At 40.8% G+C, this 20270-nt stretch carries 14 protein-coding genes, 1 tRNA gene and 2 rRNA genes; 5 read left to right on the plus strand and 12 right to left on the minus strand.

Features of this window, described 5'->3' with window-relative positions; genetic code table 11:
- Together J4N24_RS23595 and rrf are read left to right on the plus strand one after the other, a co-directional pair.
- Positions 1-113 (plus strand): 23S ribosomal RNA (locus J4N24_RS23595); the annotation flags it as partial.
- 84 nt (positions 114-197) lie between these two features.
- A 5S ribosomal RNA gene (gene rrf / locus J4N24_RS23600) occupies positions 198-309 on the plus strand.
- 276 nt (positions 310-585) lie between these two features.
- Here rrf and crtD read toward each other — a convergent pair.
- Genes crtD through tsaD form a run of 3 tightly spaced genes read right to left on the minus strand, consistent with a single transcriptional unit; the run spans position 586 to position 3262 of the window.
- Complete coding sequence (gene crtD / locus J4N24_RS23605; RefSeq protein WP_207536213.1) at positions 586-2043, minus strand: 1-hydroxycarotenoid 3,4-desaturase CrtD; 1458 nt, start codon at positions 2041-2043, stop codon at positions 586-588.
- A complete protein-coding gene (locus J4N24_RS23610) occupies positions 2043-2216 on the minus strand; it encodes a hypothetical protein (protein ID WP_207536214.1) in 174 nt (57 codons plus the stop codon). The genes crtD and J4N24_RS23610 overlap by 1 nt, the downstream gene beginning before the upstream one ends.
- A gap of 26 nt (positions 2217-2242) precedes the next feature.
- Complete coding sequence (gene tsaD / locus J4N24_RS23615) at positions 2243-3262, minus strand: tRNA (adenosine(37)-N6)-threonylcarbamoyltransferase complex transferase subunit TsaD (protein WP_207536215.1); 1020 nt, start codon at positions 3260-3262, stop codon at positions 2243-2245.
- A gap of 45 nt (positions 3263-3307) precedes the next feature.
- Between tsaD and J4N24_RS25950 the strand changes: the two genes are divergently transcribed.
- Positions 3308-7783 (plus strand): translocation/assembly module TamB domain-containing protein, encoded by a 4476-nt coding sequence (locus J4N24_RS25950; RefSeq protein ID WP_440131516.1) that lies wholly within the window; start codon positions 3308-3310, stop codon positions 7781-7783.
- On the opposite strand, the gene J4N24_RS23625 is transcribed toward J4N24_RS25950, so the two are convergent.
- The 3 genes from J4N24_RS23625 to J4N24_RS23635 all read right to left on the minus strand — a co-directional run bounded on the left by J4N24_RS23625 (position 7780) and on the right by J4N24_RS23635 (position 10968).
- A complete protein-coding gene (locus J4N24_RS23625; protein WP_207536217.1) occupies positions 7780-9000 on the minus strand; it encodes a bifunctional 3,4-dihydroxy-2-butanone-4-phosphate synthase/GTP cyclohydrolase II in 1221 nt (406 codons plus the stop codon). The genes J4N24_RS25950 and J4N24_RS23625 overlap by 4 nt on opposite strands.
- Before the next feature lie 63 nt (positions 9001-9063).
- Positions 9064-10491 carry an LptF/LptG family permease gene (locus J4N24_RS23630; protein ID WP_207536218.1) on the minus strand — a complete coding sequence of 476 codons (1428 nt, stop codon included), beginning with the start codon at positions 10489-10491 and terminating at the stop codon, positions 9064-9066.
- A 96-nt stretch (positions 10492-10587) separates the two neighbouring features.
- Positions 10588-10968: an START-like domain-containing protein gene (locus J4N24_RS23635; protein ID WP_207536219.1), complete on the minus strand. Its 381-nt coding sequence runs from the start codon at positions 10966-10968 to the stop codon at positions 10588-10590.
- Positions 10969-11119: 151 nt separating this feature from the next.
- Between J4N24_RS23635 and J4N24_RS23640 the strand changes: the two genes are divergently transcribed.
- Positions 11120-11193: transfer RNA gene (locus J4N24_RS23640), tRNA-Met, on the plus strand.
- Positions 11194-11473: 280 nt separating this feature from the next.
- Here the strand turns inward: J4N24_RS23640 and J4N24_RS23645 are convergent.
- The 6 genes from J4N24_RS23645 to J4N24_RS23670 form a co-directional block, all read right to left on the minus strand.
- Positions 11474-12298, minus strand: a complete 825-nt coding sequence (locus J4N24_RS23645; RefSeq protein WP_207536220.1) for a sugar phosphate isomerase/epimerase — start codon at positions 12296-12298, stop codon at positions 11474-11476.
- A gap of 25 nt (positions 12299-12323) precedes the next feature.
- Positions 12324-13154: a phytanoyl-CoA dioxygenase family protein gene (locus tag J4N24_RS23650; protein WP_207536221.1), complete on the minus strand. Its 831-nt coding sequence runs from the start codon at positions 13152-13154 to the stop codon at positions 12324-12326.
- Positions 13155-13180: 26 nt separating this feature from the next.
- The gene (locus tag J4N24_RS23655) at positions 13181-14098 is read right to left on the minus strand and encodes a sugar phosphate isomerase/epimerase family protein (RefSeq protein WP_207536222.1); all 918 of its coding nucleotides are present in this window, start codon (positions 14096-14098) and stop codon (positions 13181-13183) included.
- A 6-nt stretch (positions 14099-14104) separates the two neighbouring features.
- The gene (locus tag J4N24_RS23660; RefSeq protein ID WP_207536223.1) at positions 14105-15214 is read right to left on the minus strand and encodes a Gfo/Idh/MocA family protein; all 1110 of its coding nucleotides are present in this window, start codon (positions 15212-15214) and stop codon (positions 14105-14107) included.
- 270 nt (positions 15215-15484) lie between these two features.
- Complete coding sequence (locus tag J4N24_RS23665; RefSeq protein ID WP_207536224.1) at positions 15485-16594, minus strand: alpha/beta hydrolase; 1110 nt, start codon at positions 16592-16594, stop codon at positions 15485-15487.
- Positions 16595-16635: 41 nt separating this feature from the next.
- A complete protein-coding gene (locus tag J4N24_RS23670) occupies positions 16636-17991 on the minus strand; it encodes a GH1 family beta-glucosidase (protein WP_207536225.1) in 1356 nt (451 codons plus the stop codon).
- A 488-nt stretch (positions 17992-18479) separates the two neighbouring features.
- On the opposite strand from J4N24_RS23670, the gene J4N24_RS25795 reads away from it, so the two are divergent.
- Positions 18480-20222, plus strand: coding sequence for a S8 family peptidase (locus J4N24_RS25795; RefSeq protein WP_207536226.1), 1743 nt, complete (start codon positions 18480-18482; stop codon positions 20220-20222).
- The last annotated feature ends 48 nt before the right edge of the window (positions 20223-20270 follow it).

Below are 20270 nucleotides of genomic sequence, written 5' to 3' on the forward strand. Positions count from 1 at the left end.
ACGAGATGAGTTTTCCATATAGGATCGTAGTAGACTACTACGTTGATAGGCTACAGATGTAAAGGTGGTGACACCATAGTCAAGTAGTACTAATCATCCGAAGCTTTCTTAGAGCAGATAAAAGCTGTTGTTTTCTAAATTACTTCTTTCAATATATGTCTTAGGTAAAAGCGAAAAGCTTTCACCTTAAATGATCTTCAGGTGCCTATATCGGCGGTGTCCACCTCTTCCCATTCCGAACAGAGAAGTTAAGCCCGCCAGAGCCAATGGTACTGCAGTAAAATGTGGGAGAGTAGGTCGGTGCCAACTTTTAAACAAAAGCCCTTCAGGAAACTGATAGGGCTTTTTCATTTGGGGATTTTTCTACTTTTAATTATGCCCCTAGTAAAGATCTTTCGTTTTATAAGAATTCCTACAGCCATTTGTGCCCTCTACGTTTACTTGAAACATATAATAGTTTTAACCCTGGTCTTTAGCTTCTAATGAAAATTTTGAAATAACAGGATAGATATTAGACTCCAATACACCTTGCTTATTCACAGGGGTATAAGTGTCGGTCCGAGAATTCTACTAATTAAAATGCAGCTATATTAGTTCTGAAGTGATCTTTGCTGATAGCAATGCCAAAGGTATTCCCCCTCCGGGATGTACACTTCCCCCCACAAAATATAGATTTTTAATGGAGGAACTGAAATTGGGGTGGCGTAAAAACGCGGCAAAACGACTGTTTGAACTGGTACCGTATAAAGAGCCTTGATAAGAGCTTGTTCTGCTTTCAATGCTTCTCGGATCAAGTATATCTTCGCAAACTATATAGTCTCTGAGATTAACATTCAAATTACGGCTAATCTTATTTATAACATTTTCCCTTGCTTCTGCAATCAGTTTATCCCAATCTTGTCCTGCGTTAGCTGGTACATTGATCATGACAAACCAGTTCTCACATCCTGCCGGAGCATCAGAGGCATTATATTTAGAGCTTATATTAATATAAACGGTAGGATCATTGAAGATCTTCTTTTCTTTCCAGATTGCTCTGAACTCCGCTTCGTAGTGTTCGCTAAATAGAATATTGTGAAGGTCAAGTTCTTGAAAGGTCGTGTTTATTCCCCAATAGAAAATAAGTGCCGAACTACTTCTCTCTTGATTCAATACTCTTGACGAAACGTACAGGTTTTTTAAAAGCTTTTTGTAAGTATGCCACACATCCATGTTAGAAATTACCAAATCAGCTTCTTCTAACTGACCTTGCAACCTTATGCCTTTAACTTTTTCGTCTTCCAATACAATTTCCTCAACTTTGCTGTTATACCGGAACTTCACGCCCAGCTCCTCAGCTAGTTTAACCAGGCTTGCCGTTATCATATTCATTCCGCCTTTAGGGAAGTATGCACCAAAATGCTGCTCAAGGTGAGGAATAACATTTAAAGTTGCCGGGGCTCGGTAAGGATCAGATCCATTATAGGTGGCATAACGATTAAAAAGCTGCGTAGTCCTTTGATCAATAAAATAACTCTCGTTCGCCTCATTCATTGACCTGAGAGAATCGATCTTTCCAATTTTAAGAAGGGAGTTAAGCGTAGCCGTATTAAGGTAGGTCCTTATTTTGTGAAGGGATTTTTCAAGGAATACATGGTGTGTTATTTCGTAGATCTCTTCAGATCTCTTAAGAAAGTCATGTACAGCATGCTCTGAATCTGCAGTTTTTCCCGCTATTTCCCGCGCAAACTTATGTTTATCTGCCCATGCGGTTAAGCGGGTTCCGTCTTCATAGAAATAGTTGCAGATAGAAGATAGCTTGTAGTAAGAAAAGTACTCTAATGGATTCTTTCCTGCCAGGTGAAATAATTCTTCAACATATTGAGGCATGGTAAATAAACTGGGTCCGGCATCGAAACGATATCCATCAATCACTATCTCAGACAGCTTGCCACCCGGATAAGCGTTTGATTCGAAAACTTCAACTTCGAAACCTTTAACCGCCAGTCGTATCGCTGAAGCAATACCTGCCACTCCTGCACCTATGATGATTGCCTTTGGCATTATTTATCCTTATTAACAAAATAGGCCACTATTACTGCAAAGATCACCAGGGCAGCTAATACTGCAACTCCTATCTTTCTTGTTTTCGCGTCTTTCCATACAATAAAGTAGAAAAAGAAGAAGATCATTGGTATAACGAAAACGAGACCAAAGATTATAGTTGAAAAACTCATGTATACGTGTTCAAATAAGATTAAAATTAAAAAGGCATTCTGGCTAAAGGAGCGATATCCTGTCCTACAAAGTCTTTATTAAGGAATTTGTAATAACCGGCAATTGCGATCATTCCAGCGTTATCGGTGCAATATTGAAACTCGGGAATAAAAACCTTCCATCCTTGTTGTTGCGCCATTTCTTTCAATGCAGATCTTAAGCCCGAATTGGCAGACACCCCACCGGCAATGGCAATACTTTTTATACCGTACTGTTTTGCCGCTTTTTTAACCTTACTTAAGAGAATGGTAATGATACGGTACTGAACGGAAGCACAGACGTCTGCCATATTCTTTTCCAAGAACTCAGGATCGTTCTTCTGTTTATCCCTCACAAAATATAAAATGGAGGTTTTGAGTCCGCTGAAGCTGAAGTCGAAGCCCGGTATTTGAGGTTCTGGAAACTGAAACGCATCTGGATTGCCTTCCTTAGCATATTTATCGATCAGTGGTCCACCCGGATAAGGCAGGTCGAGTATCTTAGCTGTTTTATCAAAGGCCTCTCCTGCAGCATCGTCCATTGTTTGTCCGATGATTTCCATATCAAAGTAATCTTTCACCAGAACCACTTGCGTATGGCCGCCAGAAACGGTAAGGCATAAAAAAGGAAATTCAGGAGCTGACCAGTCCGGATGATTATCATAAGGGATGAAATGAGCCAGAATGTGCGCCTGCATATGGTTAACCTCAATTAAAGGGATATTTCTAGCAAGGGTAAACGCCTTTGCAAAAGAAGTTCCAACCAGGAGTGAACCTAATAAGCCGGGACCACGAGTAAAAGCTACTGCATCAATCTCTTTTTTGTTTACTTTTGCGTTAGAAAGTGCTTCCTCTACGACGGGGATGATGTGCTGTTGATGCGCACGGGAAGCTAATTCTGGCACTACTCCACCATATTTTTGATGAACTTGCTGAGTAGCTATAATATTAGACAGCATTTTGCCGTCTTTACATACGGCTGCTGATGTTTCATCACACGAAGATTCAATTGCGAGGATTGTTGCCAAACCGGATATCTTTATTATTGTTTTACTTATACAAAACGCAAAACTATTAAAAAAGTACTTAAAATAACGCTTTGGACACTGACTGTGATCATTCTATTGTTTGCAGCTTTAGTTTTCTCCTTGCGATATAAGTCGGTACAAACCTACATAGCAAAAAAAGCGGCTGCTTACCTTTCTAAAGAGCTTAAGACATTAGTTGACCTAAAGGGCATTTATGTAAAGCCTTTTAAATCCCTGGTTCTTGAAGGACTATATGTGCAGGACCTGGACAAGGATACGCTACTTTATTCTCCTCAACTTACGGTAGATATTAATGTCTTCTCTATTGAGAACCGCCGGATAGGTATTGAATCTGCCCAACTTGATAGCGGGCAGTTCTACTTCAAGAGCTATAAAGGCGGAGGCAATAACCTGAAGTTTATAATTGACTATTTTAAACCTAAGCCTAGTGGCAAACCTAAAGGGAAGCCCTATGACATTACTGTGGATAGGATTGTACTTAATAAAATAGCTTTCAAGTACCGCAATTTTAGTCGGGATAATGCATTAAAACGAATTAATTTCGATGATATTGACCTTTCCGCTCTAAGTACTACAGTTCTAAATATCGATACCAAAAAGCATTTGTTTGATGCCCAGGTTAACAATTTGACTTTCAGGGAGAAGAGCGGTTTTAAGCTTCTTAATCTAACTACGAAAGCAAGTATCGATACTAATAAGATGGAATTCAGCAGGTTGTTGCTGCAAACGCCTCATTCCAGGGTCAGCAACTACTTACTAATGCGGTATAATCGCTTTTCCGACTTTAAAAGTTTCGTAAGTAAGGTTTATGTAAAGGCTAACTTAAAACAATCTCACATCCACTCAAAAGATATCTCCTTCTTTGCAGATGCCACCAGGAAAATGAACCTTGATCTTAGGGTTAAAGGAAATTTAAATGGTTATGTAAATAATATAAGGGCAAGGAATTTCATAGCAAGTGCAGGACAGGCGACCTATTTGAAAGGGAATTTTACTGTCAAAGGATTGCCTTCAATCAGTAAAACTTACCTCGAACTTCGGTTTGACCAATTGCATACCAACAGTAAAGACATACAATATTTGTCAAAGGCACTTGCACTTAAATTGAAAGCGCTGCCTCCGGTTGTAACAAAATTGGGAAATGTTAGTTATTCGGGTGTTTTTAAAGGGCTCGTTAAGAACTTCAGCATTAACGGGGAGGTGAAAACAGCCTTAGGAAGACTTCAGCCAAACCTGCGTATGAACCTGGCAGGAACTCCAACTTATTCGGGTGTTGTTAAGGCAATTGATTTTGATCTGCAGAGCTTGTTGAATCGACAGGACCTTGGTCGTGCAACTTTAACTGCAAACATCTCCGGCAAAGGGTTTGATGTTAAGAACCTAAGTGAAACGGTAGAGGCACGAGCTGATTATTTTGATTTCAGAGGTTATCGGTACACAAACATCGCTATCAACGGAACGTACAACCGCCGGTTCTTCCGGGGTAAGGCTAGTATTAATGACAGAAATATTCATCTTCAATTTAATGGAGGGATAAATTTGGACTTGAAAGTGCCCGAGTTCCATTTCGTGGCCAGCTTAAGGAATACTGATTTCAGGAAACTTGGATTCACCAAAGACACTTTAAAAGTTGATGCCGATATCAGGACAAATTTTACAGGCACCAACCTTAATAACATCCAGGGAAATTTTGTGGTGAGGAATATCCATTTGATCCGTCCGGGAAATTCTTTGGTTGTTAATTCTTTGGATCTGGTAGCTGGAGGCACAGGTAGATCTCGTTCACTTACAGTTAAGTCTGATATACTCGATGCTGAAATAGTAGGTCAGTACGGCCTGCAAGAGCTTCCTGCCTATTTCAAGTCGGTAGTCAAGAAATATATACCTTCTTTGCAGCTAAAAACTCAGAGAACTGCTCCTCAGATTTTTGATATTAATCTCAAGATTAAATATTTCGAACCGATAGCAGCTTTCTTTATGCCGCAATTGAAACTACCCGAGGGTGCGGTGTTCAATGGCAAGTTTAACTCAACTACTAACACTGCTACGATCAACGGGTCAAGTCCGGTTATCGAGTATCAGCAAATTAAACTTACTAATTTTATCCTCGACGAGTCCACTACTCCGGAAGCTTTAAATATTTTCGCTACTGCGGATCGTATCGACCTTAATAATAAATTTTATATACAGAATATAAACGTTGCTAACATCCTCAGAAACGATAGTCTGGCACTGAATGTTAAGTTATCGGATAAGGACGCAACGAACCAGCTCGACTTGAACGGCCTCGTTGAATTTTCTACTGATACCGCTGCACGATTATCTGTACTGCCGTCTGACGTTGTTATCAACAAAGAGGGTTGGAGGATTCAGGAGAAGGTTAGGCTGAAGTTTGATCAGAAGAAGGTTTATATTGAAAACTTTGAATTATTCAGGGATAACCAGTTGCTGACAGTAGACGGGGTATTGTCTGCCGATCCAAAGGATGTTCTTAACGTAGGTTTCAAGCAGTTCAAGCTGGCTACCTTCAATTCTTTAACCGCCGGGTCTAAGGTTGCCCTTGGAGGCATGATGAACGGTCACCTTATTATAAATACACCACTTAAAAAGCCTAAGCTAGAATCTGATATCAGCATAGATTCCCTAACAATGAATAGTACTCATATTGGGGACCTTACCTTAACTGCTAATCTCGACAACGAAACGAAGCTGGTAGAGGTCGAAATGAATATTCTGAAGGAAGGCAAGGAGACAATGTTCATCTCGGGAACTTATAATGCTAATTCAGAAAATAACAAGCTGAACCTTGATCTCATCATGAATAATAGTGAGGCTGTACTTTTTCAGCCTTTTATAAAAAACCTTGTTTCTGACTTGAATGGTAATGTTTCGGCATCCTTCAAGGTAACAGGTAATCCTCTAAATCCACACATCCGGGGAAGAGCTAAACTTGATGGGGTCGGATTAACAGTTAATTATTTAAAAACGCATTATCTCATAAACGATAGTGTAAGGGTTGAGAATAGTGTGATCCTTTTAAGGGATCTTGCTATCAACGATATTTATGGTCATACTGCTACTGCCAACGGGACCGTGGATATGAAGAACCCCAAGGTTCCTGATATAGACATTGTGATCAAGGCGGATGGTATTCAGGCTTTAAATACAACGGCCAAGGATAATCCTTTGTACTATGGAACCGCCTTTGGCACGGGTACGTTTAAGTTTAAAGGACCAACAAATAATATGAGGATTGATATTACCGCCCGGACAGAAGACAGGACGGTATTCAATATCCCTCTGAATAGTTCTGAGCGGGTAGGTAACAGTAATTTTATTACTTATGTAACTAAGGATTCAGCACTGGCTCCACCAAAGGCAAACTACTTTGCTGGTTTAGTGATGAATTTTGAGCTAACAGTGGGAGAATCCTCTCAGGTGAATATTATCACTGACCTTGGTAAGCTAAGCGGACAAGGCCGCGCCGATCCTCTTGTTATGAAGATCACCAGTGCAGGGGACTTCGAAATGCGTGGAGAATACCAGATCTCTCAGGGTAAATTTATCTTCACTGCGCAGGATTATTTCAACAAGCAGTTTGATATTTATCAGGGTGGTACCATTCGTTGGACAGGAGATCCTACTCAAGCTTTGATCAATGTTAACGCAGTATATAGTGTAAGAGCTAATCTTAAAGATCTTTATCTGGCAGCTAATGCCGGGCAGCAGTCTCAGACTGCTCTTACAGAAGCAATTATTAACCTGCAGGGAATTATCACTCAGCCCAAGATAAATCTCGACCTTAACTTCCCTAACGATGCGTACATAAAGGATCAATTGCAAAGTTATTTCAGCAATCCCGATAATACCCGTACACAAGCGATCAGTATTATCGTAAGAAGAGCTTTTACCAATACCAGTAACTTTGAAAATACTGCGACATCAACACTTGCCAACGCAGGTACAGAGCTGACGGTGAATATTCTTAACTCAATTATTGCCAAGTCTTTGAACCTTAAAACTGTCGATATAAACATCAGGTCGGTAAACGATTTCGGTTTGTCTGGCAGGTTCTTTAATGACAGGCTAAGGATCACAGGAAGTTTAACAGACGTAAGGGCCACTTCAAGTAATCTCGTTAATTTCAATAGTTCGACTGGAAATACCTATTACGCCCGCGATATTGAGTTGCAATACCTGATCAAGAAAGATGGGACATTAATTGCTCGGGCCTCTAACCGCCTGAGTAATCGCAGTATCCTTACTGCTACAAATGTGAACGGGCAGGACTATGTGAATGCATTGGGAGTAGTCTATAGGAAAGATTTTGATTCGCTTGGAGAATTTATCAGAGCATTTGTAGGAAAGAGCAGGAAGGAAGAAAGAAAGGATGGAACTCCTATTCCTAATCCAGCCGGCCCCGTAACTCCTGTAACTCCCAGTACTCCGGTTCCGGCTCCAATATCAGGTGAACCTGCCAAAAAAGCGGCAGGCCGTTAATCTTGTTCGTTCTTCATTATCGAATGCCCCATCTTATCCCTTTTCGTTTTCAAGTATAACTCGTTATGCTTGTTTGACTGGATTTCGATAGGAACGTTTTCTATAACTTCTAATTGATAACCAATTAAACCAGCCCTTTTAGTCGGGTTATTTGACATCAGGCGCATTTTTTTAACACCAAGGCTGCGAAGGATCTGGGCTCCTACACCGTAATCCCGCTGATCCATTTTGAACCCTAGCTGAAGATTAGCTTCGACGGTATCAAAACCATTTTCCTGCAAGTTATATGCATGTAATTTATTGATCAGGCCAATACCTCGGCCTTCCTGATTCATGTAAATGATCACGCCTTTTCCTTCCTGGTCAATCATCTCCATAGCTTTATGAAGCTGAGGACCGCAATCGCAGCGGCAAGAACCAAATATATCTCCGGTAATACATGAACTATGAACACGTACCAGGATGGGTTCTTCTGGATCCCAGGTCCCTTTGACAAGTGCAATATGGTGTTCCCCTGTATTGATCTGTGTATAGGCAACCATTTCGAAATCGCCCCACTCTGTAGGAAGTTTAACCGCTACTTCTTTTTTAATAAGAGATTCGGTACGCAACCTATAGGCAATAAGATCCTTTATAGAAATGATCTTCATGTCGAATCTTTTAGCGATCTCTACAAGATCATATAGACGGGCCATTTCTCCGTCCTCTTTCATGATCTCTACGATCAGACCTGCAGGCTCAAAACCTGCCATTGCTGCAAGGTCTGTAGCTGCTTCTGTATGTCCAGCTCTTCTAAGCACACCGCCTTCTACAGATCTTAGAGGAAAGATATGTCCCGGTCTGCCTAATTCTTCTGGCTTGGTTGCTGGATTTATCAGGGCAAGCACCGTTTTAGCACGGTCTGAGGCAGAAATGCCAGTAGTACAGCCATGTCCAATTAAATCTACCGAAATAGTGAAATTAGTTTCATGGGTAGCGGTATTGTTGCCTACCATCATATCCAGCTTTAGTTCATCGCATCGTTCTGCTGTAAGAGGTGCACAGATTAAGCCTTTGCCATGAGTAGCCATGAAGTTGATCACTTCAGGAGTGGCATTAGCTGCAGCAGTTAGGAAGTCGCCTTCATTTTCGCGATCTTCATCATCCACTACAATGATCACTTTTCCGGCTTTTATATCGTCAATAGCTTCTTCTATTGTATTTAATTTGATATCCATGTTAAGAACAAAATTACGCTATTCGAGCAAGCAAAAAATGGGAGTATATAATTGAAAGGTAAATTATGTGGATTTCTTAAACCGCTTGAATAGCTTCTGGAAGTATTGCTTATAATAATCCAGGTCAAACAACACAGAATCGGAAGCCGCTTTATAGGTTAAAAATGCTCCGAGAGGCGCAAGTACTACAATTGCTATCCACATACCCAACAGTGGGGTGATTGATCCTTCACGAGCTGCTTTCTCCCCAATGGTAGAAATAATGTGGAAGATCAGGAAGAAAATGATAGACACCACCACAGGCAATCCCAAACCACCTTTTCTTATAATTGCACCTAAGGGAGCGCCAATGAAAAATAGCACCAGACAGGAAAGGGCCAGGGTGAATTTACGATGATATTCTACAATGTACCTTCTGATGAGCTTATAATATCCCTCCTGTTCTTCTTTTCGCATCGTAAGTGACTCAGAAAGCGTTCTAGCCTGACTCATGGCATACTCGATCGACTGACTACGGTTGGTTTCGGGAATGATTTCAAGAACTGGCTTATTAGCAGCTTTAATCTTTGGATGCTGTGCTATTCTGTAATTCGAGAAGAATACACGGTAGGATGGTAGTAATGTTCTGTAGATTGCACTGGCATTGCTGTCGGCAATTTTTCCGGTAGAGTCCTGGTAGTATTTCAGCTGCTTTAGATTAAGCATAGCAGCATTGTTTTTGAAAAGATCTTCATCGGTGCGTTTCATCTTGAAACTACTGATGTTAAACTTTTGCTCGGTCTGTTGGAAAAAGAATCTGCTGAAGCGTTGACGGGGATTGTACACTTTATCTCCTGAAGTTTCCTCATAACGTACCCCATCTTTCAGGATCATTACAAGGAACTGGTCATCATGTGTTTTATACATTTTGCCAGACTTCGCTTTGATTACCGAAGAAGCGCCATTAGCTCCATTATTTTCGTAGATCAACACATTGTGAAGTGTTTGACCGTCAGGGTCTTTCTTTTCCACCTTTATGGCATAATTATCAAAGGTGCTGTTAAAGACCCCTTCCTGAATAAGTTTGGTGGATTTCTGGTTCCTAACATCCCAAAGCAGCGAACCCATTTTAAGGTTAGCTACGGGAAGCATATAGTCTGAGAAGAGGAATGCCGCAATACTCAGCATAGAAATGAGTACGACCAAAGGCATCATCGCTTTCTGTAAAGAAATTCCTGCTGCTTTTATTGCTACAAGTTCATAGTTCTCTCCCAGGCTACCAAAGGTCATAATAGAGGAAAGCAGCATCGCGAGCGGCAATGCCATTGCTACGTTTGTAGCCGAAGCATACCACATTAACTCCAGAATAACGTACCATTCGAACCCCTTTCCAATAAGATCATCGATGTATTTAAATAAAAATAGCATCAATAATACAAACATTACAATAAGAAAGGTCACGAAGAAAGGCCTTATAAATGCCTTAATAACCAGCAGGTGAACTTTTTTCACTATGCAAACTTAGATAAAATTTTTACTATGTGTCCCATACAAATAACACATAAAAACCTATCTTATTTTAGCAATTTAAAATTCAGGAAAATAAAATTAGGCTCCTAATACGCTGATAAGGTATTCTATCTGGTTATCCCAGATCTTCTTTCTTTCTTCTATTGCATCTTCCGGTGCAAAATCTGTAATAGCCAGGGCAACATCATTGGTTAGCTCGTCTTGCATCACCTCCATTTCAAAATAACAGTGCGGCTCGTCGTCAATCCATTTGAATTTTACGAGTTTGTTATCTTTTGCTGAAAGAAGTTTGGCTTTGTGCTCCTCGCCATCCCAAACGAAAGTATACGTTTGATCTCTGTAGGTTACCTCGTCTGCAAACCATTGAGACAGAGCATTTGGCTCGCTCAAAAAGCTGTATAAGATCTTAGGAGAAGACTTTATTTCGTACTCTAAATTAAACTTCTTTTTTTCTGCCATTCTTATTCCGTTTGTACGATGTCGTGTTTTTTTAGAATTTTCTTTTTAAAGAAAGGTAAATTAATCTATATTTGCAAACCCTTTCGGGGAGGCACTCATCATAAGTGCAAAATATAAAAAGTTTTGATCTTTGTTGAAACTTTAAAATAATGGCGGGGTAGCTCAGATGGTTAGAGCGCAGGATTCATAACCCTGAGGTCGGCAGTTCGATCCTGCTCCCCGCTACTTGGAAAAAAGGCTTTTAGGCGTTGCTTAAGAGCCTTTTTTATTGTTTGTTAGTTTGCCGGGCCAGGTGGCGCGTTTACTATTTTAAATTCCTAAGTAGTAAGTCTAGTTAGCCTTTCAACTTAAATCACTGTATTGATAATAGGGTAAATCAACCTATTTTTTCTTCCTTAATTATTTCGCTTTATAATCGAAAATGAGAGGTTACGAATTTCTTTGGCCTGATTTCTGAAAAGGTATAAGGCCAAGGGCACAACTTCGCCCCTGGCTTTTAAAACTATTATAACTTACTATACCGCTCTTTCAGCAGCTTCATCATGTAAACGTTATTAGCCCACTGATCAGAAATTGGTTTTTGAGAATATGGTAAGTGTACCATATAAGGGTACGGTCCGAATTCTGGGGTTATGGTTACCAATTCAGCATTTTCTGATTGTTTACGCTCCACAATCTTATCCCACCACCCTAGGTGATGCTGTAAGGCTTCATTCCATTCTGGTGCCGCCGGATCCGGAACTTGTGGTCCTTCTGGGTATCCAACCCGGGCATGAATATGCTCTGTTCTTGCGATAGCGAGTTCCAAAGCTGCCTGCTGATCTTCCAAAAAAGATTCTGCTACGTTTACCCAATGCGAGGCATCGAGGGTGATACGCAGCTCAGGAATCCTTTGGAGGTAGTCGAAGGTGATGTGCGCAGCGAAAGTGAACTTATTGCGATGAGTTTCATGATATACTTCAACCCCTGTAGCGTTTGTATGTTCTGCCGCCCGTTCTACCAGCTTTTTGTTCTGCTCAAAGCTGAAGTAATCTTTTCCGGTCTGCGAATCTATTTTCAAGGCCTTGTAAGGCTTTACCATATCTAACCACCCGCCATAGTTTTCGTAGTGTTTAGAGAAGTCTGAGTCGTAGGTTCCGTAATGTTGCGGGATAGCATCTAATCCGAACTTATCGAAATTAGTCCAGGCTTCGTCCAATTCCTTTACGTCGACCTCGTTCGGAATGCCATATTCAACACCGTCGTATCCTTCGTCCTGCACCCTCTGACAGAACGAATCCCAACTTACATGTTCATTACCCCATCTGGGGCAAAAGAATTTAAATTTCAAAGTAGTAGTTTAAAAATTTATGTTTTTATTTCACCTTCAGCGTGATTTCGTCTTCTTTTTGAAGGAAATCTCGGTCAGCAGATAAGCCTTTCGCCTCTGAAGAAATCACTGCGTTATTTGGTACTGTTTGCACTGGCGTAATGCAGGATAAGTTCTTCTCGCGGAAAGGTTTATTATAACTTAAATTATAAGCGGAGATCATAGACCAGCGAGGCTTATCGGAAGTGTTAGCTTCAGACATATGAAGCGTATTACTATGGAAGAACAAAAGGTCTCCTGGCTCTAGTTCAACGTATACCCTTTCAAAGCGGGTAAGTGATTCATTCACGAAGTCCATATCTGCACCCTGCTGCTCTCCAGCGAAACTGTGTTCTACCCGTCCGATCTTATGAGAGCCTTTCAATACTTGTAAGCAGCCGTTTTGCACGTTAGCTTCAGTAAGGGCAAGCATCACGCTGATCATCGCATCCGGAAACAGGAAGCCGTTCTTGTACCAGTAACCATAGTCCTGATGCCATTCCCAGGCACCGCCCACCTGTGGCTCCTTCTGCATCAGCTTGGAATGGAAGTGACAAACTTCTCCTTCACCTAGCAGGTCTTGCACAGCATTTACCAAAGCTTCGCTTCTGGTAAGTAAGCCATATGCATCGTCTCCCGGAGTGAACCAAAGGGTAAGCTTTGTTCTTTTTCCGGATTGGTCGTTGAAGTCGAAGGCCTTGTTCTTCAGGACGTCATCTTCTGTAGCAATCCCATACAAAAGGCTTACCTCTTCTTTTGACAGGAAGTTTTTTACAATAATATATCCATCTCTGTCGTATGCCGCTTTTTGTTCGGCTGTTAATCTTAACTCATTCATAGTATTAGTTCTTTAGGTAAATATTTTTAGGCACCAACTGCCTTTAGTGTATCATCAACAAAGCGTTTTGCACGCGGAATATCTTCTTCATCCAGATGCTCTATGATCAAAGGAATATTTGGATGTTTTTTAGAAAGTAATTTCAGATATAATTCATAGTTTAATATACCCAAACCTGCTGCAGGAAGTTCAACATCCCCTGCTCCGCGGAAAGTATGAGATTCTACAGCATCAATTGCTGCATGTTTTTCTTCGCTGTTTTCTGCTTGCTTTATGTCTTTCGCATGAGCAATCTTGATTCGGTCTTCAAGTGCATTGAAAATGCGGTAAAGCTCTGCATCTACGTTTTTAATATTTGCTCCATTGAAATAATTTGTAGGGTCCATAAGTAGCCCCAACCCAGGATGATCTACTTCTCTGAATAAACGAAGGAGCTGATCAACACTGCCAATTACATTATTTACGTAGTTTTCCACGAGGAACACCGAATCGTGTTTATAAGCGAATTCCGCAAGTTCTTCAATAACTGCTTTAATTTCCTGGAAGGCTTCTTCTGTGGCGTTGTTTTCGTGGAACACCCAATCACTGCTGGGCTCGTAGGTCCCGGTTTCACTGATCACATAAGGGGTACCAAATTCCCTGGCGAACTTTAATAAGGTCTTCACATATTCAATGTTCTTACGCTTTTTCTCTGGATCAGGAGAAATCAGATTGGTATACCCGGAGATAGCAACGATTTCAATATTAGCATCACGGAAAGCATTCCGGATAGTACGGGCTTTTTCGACGGTAAGGGTTTGCGGTAAAGTGTAAGGATCGTTCAGGTCGAAGTCTTTAAAACTTAGATCCAGCTGAATACAATTGAACCCATCTTTTTTCACTTTAGCGATAGTTTCTTCTAAGGTGTAGGGGTAGTATCCGTTAAAAATACCTACTGATATCATTTCTGTTTATTTAAGGGTTTGTAATGTTTCGGTTAGTTTTACTGTTCTTTCTTCCTTGATAGAGAGATAAAGTGCGTCGATAGTGGCCATGGTGCGCAGATTATCACGACCGTTTATTTCTGGCAAGCGGTCTTCCTCTACTGCACAAAGCAATGAAGCCATGGTCCCTTCAAAAGCATCGGGGAACCAAACGGTATCCCAAGAAGGCTCAATCCACTGATCAGGGAATTTACGTGTAGTGAACTTTAAGGTACTTAAACCTTTTTCAGGGAATTTAGGCCAACCGATTTCTCCAAGGGCCATTCCTTCTGTACCTTCTACCCTCCATTTTATATACATATCCTTTTGAGTTCCTTCGCCCTGCCATGCCCATACATCGTCCAGGCTGGTTGCCATTAGTCCATCTGCATACTGGAAGGTATATTGAGTGATACCATCAATATGAGGGAATTTGGTGCGTGGGTCATTTCTGGTAATAGCCGTTACTTTTTCAGGATCACCAAAGAGATACCGGAAGGTATCAATATGATGTATTCCCATGTTAAGCATCTCTAGCCGATCATATTCTTTCAGGAACTCCTGCCAGTGAGGAATAGCACGCATATCGATGGTTGCAAGGACGATTTCTCCGAAGTAATTATGTTCAAGGAGGGTTTTTAGGGCACGGATAGATTGGTCGTACCGCATGTTGCTATTAACAGCGAGCTTGATTCCTGCCTGCTCGCACAGCAACACTATTTCGTTGGCTTCTTCAAGGTTCATCGCCAAAGGTTTCTGGCAGAGTATTCCCCTGATGTGATCGTTTTCTTTAACCGCTTCCCGTACTATTTCAAGTTGCCTGTTCGGAGGGACAGCAATGTCAAGGATCTCAATGTCCTTATCCTTTATCAGTTCCTGCCAGGAATTATGAATCGTTGGAATATTAAATTCTGCAGCTACCTCTTCTGCCTTTGAGCGGTCTCTGGAAGCAATAGCATAAGAATTGAAGCCGGCACTACGGTAGGCTACCTGGTGACATCCCCGGACGATTGCACCTGAACCTATAGTCCCAATGCGCCAATCCTTGCGGGAAGGCATGCGGGCTGTTAAATTCAGATCTAATGTAAATTCATTCATTGTTTATTTAGGAAATGGTTTTGATGGTTATAAAATGTTCCTAGCTAAAGGCTTAAAACAAGAAATGTCTTACCTCACGTTATGCTATCCCCGCGCTCTGGTCTTAAGCTCGTATTTATAAAATATCCTCCTTGAGTTTCATAGGTAAGGAAGGACTAGTACTTGATTCAAATTAGTTTGCTTACCAAAGCTAATTATGCGCGGGAACAGGATTTTATAGGATATTTACATATTGATGTGAAATACTACCATGCTTTTGCCCTGGTAGTTTTACCTGCATACCTTCTCTAGGAAGGAGGTGACTGCATAAGTGGATAATTGCCCACCGGGACCGTTTATATTAAAGTCAAACCCGTGCGTTGCCCAGGGGAGGCTTAGGAAATGGGTCTGTATGTTATTCTCCTGGAGTTTCTTGTATAGTCGCTGGCTGTGTTCGTAGGCAACCAATACATCATTTTTTCCGTGAATAATTAAGGTTGGAACCGATTGTTTATTAACAAATAACAGGGGAGAGCTCTTTTGGTATTGTTCAGGTATTTGCTGGTAGGTGCCACCCAGATAATCTTCCATTACTTTTCTGGAATCCATTACAAGAGGATTGGCAGGGATAGAGTATCCCCAGACCATATCGGCCGGACCATAAAAATCCACAACGCCTTTAATTCCTGCATTTGCAATAGTGTATGCTGCCAGAAGAGCAATTTGAGCTCCAGCAGAGCGGCCAAGTAATACAAATTTTGTGGTGTCAATAGAAAGTTCCTTGGAATGCTCGATTAGATAGCTTAATGCCTGTTTCACATCTTCAATTGGCGATGGACTCTTGTATATTGGAGCGAGCCGGTAATTGATCGCAGCAACATGGTACCCCTCATATGCGAGATAGGAGTTCAATTCAGGCAATTGATCATTGTCTCCGCTTTTCCAGGAACCTCCATGAATAACAATGACACATGGCCTGATTCCTGCTTTTGAAGATGGAAAAAATTTTAGTTCTAATTTCTGTTTATCTTCCCTTGTATAGCGAAAGGACTTATAAGCAATAGTTCTAGTGTTGCTTCGAGTTAACAAGGTACTGAAGCTAAATGGAATGCTTTCGGAATTTGACTGTTGCTGCATGTTCCATTTTAATGAGCTACCGATGAAATAGGCTTTTATAATTGGATAACTGAAAAGCAGGATTGCTAAAATACCTATTGCATTGCCTGTGGTTTGCCATGATGAACTTTTCAACACCACCAGTGCCAGCAGACTAAGGAGTACAAAGGCCAATGAGTATTCAGTAACCAGTATTGCGATTAACCAAAGATGATAAGTGGGTGCTGGAAAAATAGTCAGCAGCGATAAAAGGAAAAGTATAACCAGAAATATCAGTCGGATCATAGAAGCTGTTAGTAAAAAAGGAAAGACGAAAGATCTATTCTTTACGATCCTAAAAAGCTACTGAACCATTTTCCGGAATCTTTAACTATTCTTTCCTGTGTTTTGAAGTTAACATAAATCAGACCGAAACGAGGATGATAGCCTTCTGCCCATTCAAAATTATCGGTAAGGGTCCACACGAAATATCCTTCTACCTTACATCCTTCCTGTTTGGCTTTTAATACTTGTGCTATATGATCCTGCAAATACTTGACTCTTTTTTCGTCTTTGACAGACCCGTCCTGAACAGTATCAGGAAAAGCTGCGCCATTTTCAGTAATTATGATCTTTCTTATCTGCGGGTACGCGTCGAACTTTTTAAGGATATGGTATATTGCTGAAGGATAAACCTCCCAACCCATAGTTGTGGTGGGCACTTTTCTTTTTTCAGCTTTTACCAGTCTTGCACCGATATAGGGTGTGAAGAAGGATGACTTTACGATTTCTCTGGTATAATTTTGCAAGCCAATAAAATCAAAATCGAAGGTAAGTTTTGCTTCGTCTCCAGATTTAATATGTTTTTCGAGCTTTCTTAGTACCGGGAGGTCATTTACAGGATAACCCAGGCCAAGAACCGGCTCGATAAATAGGCGGTTTAATAAAGTATCGGCCCTTTTTGCTGCAGCTAAGTCTCTCGGACTGTTAGAATAGGGTTCGATATAGGTACAGGAAAATGTAGTTCCTATTTCGGCATCTGGGATAGTATTGCGTAGAATACGTCCGCCCTCGGCAATTGAAAGGGCTGTGTGATGAATTGCAGGAGCAAAGTTGCCCATGCCTCGACGCCCCGGAGCGTGGATGCCCATGAAATAGCCTGCCCCTGTAAATACGGAGGGCTCGTTCATAACCATCCAGTGTTTTACAGTATCTCCAAAGTTCTGCGCACAGAGGGAGGTGAAATCCGAGAACCAGCCTACAACATCGCGATTAGTCCAGCCTCCTTTTTGTTCTAATGCGAAAGGCAGATCCCAGTGGTAAACAGTTAACCATGGATTTATATCCTTTTCCAGGCAATACTCTATAACTCTTTTGTAGTAATCAATTCCTGACTGATTTATTCGTCCTTTACCTTCAGGCAAGATACGGGACCAGCTAATTGAAAAGCGGAAATCGGGGATGTTGAGCTGTTTGATTAGATTGATGTCCCCCTGGTAGCAATTGTAAAAATCACAAGCTACTTGTCCGTGTTGCCGATCTTTAACTTTTCCTCTTTTTTGCGTAAAGACATCCCAGATGGACAGACCTTTTCCATCTACATCAAAGGCTCCTTCTATCTGATATGCGGCCGTTGATACACCCCAGCGAAAATTATCTCCGAATTGTTCTCGTTTTAGATTTTGCAAATTATCCTCTTTCATTTTGGCGCACAGGCCGTCTTTCTTCGCCCAATATCAGGAAATTTAATTAATGGCGGAAAGAAGATATCATAGCCTTTAGAAAAAGCCATTCTTTGAATGATAGCAACATTTGAAAAATTGAGTATTTCATAGCGTTTGTTTTTATCTCTTATCAAATCTAACTAGGATGTCTTTCCTTAATGTATAAAAGCTGTTATTAATATGTTAAGGATTTAGGGATGAGATTTAAACCTTTTGTTTTTCTATAGGTCTGATTTTCATAGCAATTTAAAAGAGGGTGAAGATGTTGGATTATGCTGAGGGATGGTGGAATAAGCCATATAAAGATGATTTACCACGTAAATACTTTGGGTTCTAAAACAAAGTTGTGAAGCGTTAATTATTGTTAAAAGAAAAATTCACTTTTGTCGGATTTTTGTAGTTAAGGAATTTGTTAATAATTTACTAGCGTAACGTTGCGTTTAGTGTAACACTTAGATAATTAGAGTATGATTCTACTAAAAAGGATAATAATATTGGGGCTTCTTTTGCCCTTGGGCGTCTATGCGCAGAAGAAGGAGGCGGTGAAGCCTAACTGGCAAAATCTTGACCTTCAGAAAGATGGAGTTTTTGGAATTAGTACAGAAAAGGCTTACGACCTTGTTAGAGGTAAGAAAAGCGTTCCGGTGGTAGTGGCTGTTATTGACGGTGGCGTAGACGAGGAGCATGAGGACTTGAGGAGCGTGATGTGGAAGAATCCTAAAGAAATAGCAGGAAACAATAAAGACGACGATAATAATGGTTATGTTGATGATATTTATGGTTGGAACTTTTTAGGTTCAGCTAAAGGCAACGTGCGTTTTGATAACCTTGAGGCTGTTCGTTTAATCCGCATTTACCAGGATAAGTATGCCTCTGTCCTTAATTCAACGCCACTTACTCCTCAGGAGCGAAAAGAGTTTAGTTTGTATAAGAAGCTGGTGACTGAGCAAATGGATAAGTTGCAGCGAGCACGCGTGGGCTATGAAAATTACTCAGTAGTTGCTAAGACACTTGATTCTATCGAGGCAAGGATTGGAAAGAAACCGGTAACGAAAAAGGATATTGAAGATTATAACTCAAGGAATGATGTTGAATCAAAAGTTCTGAAAATCGTAAAATCGGAGTTGAAAGATAATCCGGATTATCCAGCGGTTAAAGAAGAGCTTATGGACGCTGTGAAGTATTTTAACAGTCAATTGAACTATCATCTCAATGTGTCTTTTGATCCAAGAGATTCTATAGGTGACAATTATGCAAATAGCTACGAGAAGATATATGGAAACGCTGATATTACTGGTCCGGATGCTCTTCACGGAACTCACGTAGCTGGGATTATTGCAGCTGATCGTACGAACAAATTAGGAATTAAAGGTGTAGCGGACAATGTGCGTATTATGGGAGTGCGTACCGTTCCTGATGGTGACGAAAGGGATAAGGATGTGGCTAATGCAATAAGATACGCCGTTGATAATGGCGCGAAGGTGATTAATATGAGTTTTGGTAAAAGCTTTTCCTGGGATAAGGCTGCAGTAGACAGTGCAGTTAGGTACGCTGAAAAGAAGGACGTCCTTCTTGTTCATGCCGCTGGTAATGATGGTAAGAACAATGATTTTAGTAATAATTTTCCGAATAAGTATTACCATACTGACACAACTAACGTAAACTTTGCCAACCTGCCAGGTAACAGACTTGATCTTCTTGCCAGGGGAGCTCAAGGGAGAGGTCCCCAAACTATGGGTATGGGAGGTATGATGCGTCCTATGGAGATGCCTAAGCCGAAACCTGATTCTGTAAAGTTTAATGGACCACAAGCAAAAAATTGGATAGAAGTGGGAGCTTCAAAATGGAAGAATGATGAAACGCTTGTGGCTAACTTCTCCAACTATGGAAAGTACGCAGTTGATGTGTTTGCTCCAGGTGTTCAGATTAACTCAACTACTCCTGGTTCTAAATATAAGGAGGAAGATGGCACCAGTATGGCTTCTCCGGTAGTTGCTGGTCTAGCTGCCTTAATTCGTTCCTATTATCCTTCACTGACAGCTCCTCAGGTAAAAGACATCATTATGAGGTCTGTAGTAAAGGTTGAGCAAAAGGTGAAGATTAAAGAAGATGGAGAAAATAAGAAAGTAAAGTTATCTGATATTAGCGTAACTGGTGGTGTTGTTAATGCTTATAATGCATTAAAACTTGCAGCAGAAATAAGTAAATAATTTAACGGTTTAAATTTAGAAATTTAAGTATAAAAAAGCGGCTCATCG

The organism is Desertivirga arenae (assembly GCF_017355785.1).
Taxonomy (GTDB): Bacteria; Bacteroidota; Bacteroidia; order Sphingobacteriales; family Sphingobacteriaceae; genus Desertivirga; species Desertivirga arenae.

Excerpts from the sequence above, each read along its gene's own strand:
- J4N24_RS23625 (WP_207536217.1), bottom strand. The coding sequence starts at position 9,000 with ATGGATATCAAATTAAATACAATAGAAGAAGCTATTGACGATATAAAA.
- J4N24_RS23655 (WP_207536222.1), bottom strand. The coding sequence starts at position 14,098 with ATGATATCAGTAGGTATTTTTAACGGATACTACCCCTACACCTTAGAA.
- J4N24_RS23650 (WP_207536221.1), bottom strand. The coding sequence starts at position 13,154 with ATGAATGAGTTAAGATTAACAGCCGAACAAAAAGCGGCATACGACAGA.
- J4N24_RS23635 (WP_207536219.1), bottom strand. The coding sequence starts at position 10,968 with ATGGCAGAAAAAAAGAAGTTTAATTTAGAGTACGAAATAAAGTCTTCT.
- crtD (WP_207536213.1), bottom strand. The coding sequence starts at position 2,043 with ATGCCAAAGGCAATCATCATAGGTGCAGGAGTGGCAGGTATTGCTTCA.
- J4N24_RS23610 (WP_207536214.1), bottom strand. The coding sequence starts at position 2,216 with ATGAGTTTTTCAACTATAATCTTTGGTCTCGTTTTCGTTATACCAATG.
- J4N24_RS23665 (WP_207536224.1), bottom strand. The coding sequence starts at position 16,594 with ATGATCCGACTGATATTTCTGGTTATACTTTTCCTTTTATCGCTGCTG.
- J4N24_RS25795 (WP_207536226.1), top strand. The coding sequence starts at position 18,480 with ATGATTCTACTAAAAAGGATAATAATATTGGGGCTTCTTTTGCCCTTG.
- J4N24_RS23670 (WP_207536225.1), bottom strand. The coding sequence starts at position 17,991 with ATGAAAGAGGATAATTTGCAAAATCTAAAACGAGAACAATTCGGAGAT.
- J4N24_RS23660 (WP_207536223.1), bottom strand. The coding sequence starts at position 15,214 with ATGAATGAATTTACATTAGATCTGAATTTAACAGCCCGCATGCCTTCC.